Origin of the sequence: Cytobacillus firmus, assembly GCF_023715565.1 — a bacterium.
Classification (GTDB): domain Bacteria; phylum Bacillota; class Bacilli; order Bacillales; family Cytobacillaceae; genus Cytobacillus; species Cytobacillus firmus_C.
Genome location: NZ_JAMBOJ010000162.1, coordinates 1 through 436, shown reverse-complemented (window position 1 = coordinate 436; position 436 = coordinate 1). Strand labels below are relative to the sequence as shown.

Annotated in this window: 1 protein-coding gene; it reads left to right on the top strand. The window is 59.4% G+C overall.

Annotated features, from left to right (window positions below):
* The coding region (locus M3205_RS25285) for a tannase/feruloyl esterase family alpha/beta hydrolase (protein WP_251172371.1) at positions 1-436 on the top strand (436 nt) is incomplete at both ends.

The following is a 436-nucleotide window of genomic DNA, read 5'->3' as shown; positions in this document are numbered from 1 at the left end:
CTCTTCGGGTTATCGTTCGCTTCACCCACGCAGGCTGTCGCCAGTCTGCCGATCGTTCTTCCCGCGCTGACATGCGATGCGCTAAGCGCTACCGACTTCAGCGCGGCCGTTGGCGCAAAGGTCACTATCAATCACACTGAAATGCAGACCTCCGCGCAGGGAAGCTGGTGCAAGGTGAGCGCCACTATCGCCCCTGAGATTGGCGTGCAGATTGCCCTGCCGACTCAACGCTGGAGTCAACGTTTTTTGCAGGTCGGCTGTGGCGGACTGTGCGGGAGTATTAACCTGAGTCTGTCGAATGCCAGCGGCTGCCTGCCGGCAATGAACGGCGAGTTTGTGGTGGCAGCAACCGATATGGGGCACCATGGCAGTATGATGGATGCGTCATGGGCCGAAGATCCGCAAAAGCGCATCGATTTTGCCTGGCGCGCCAACC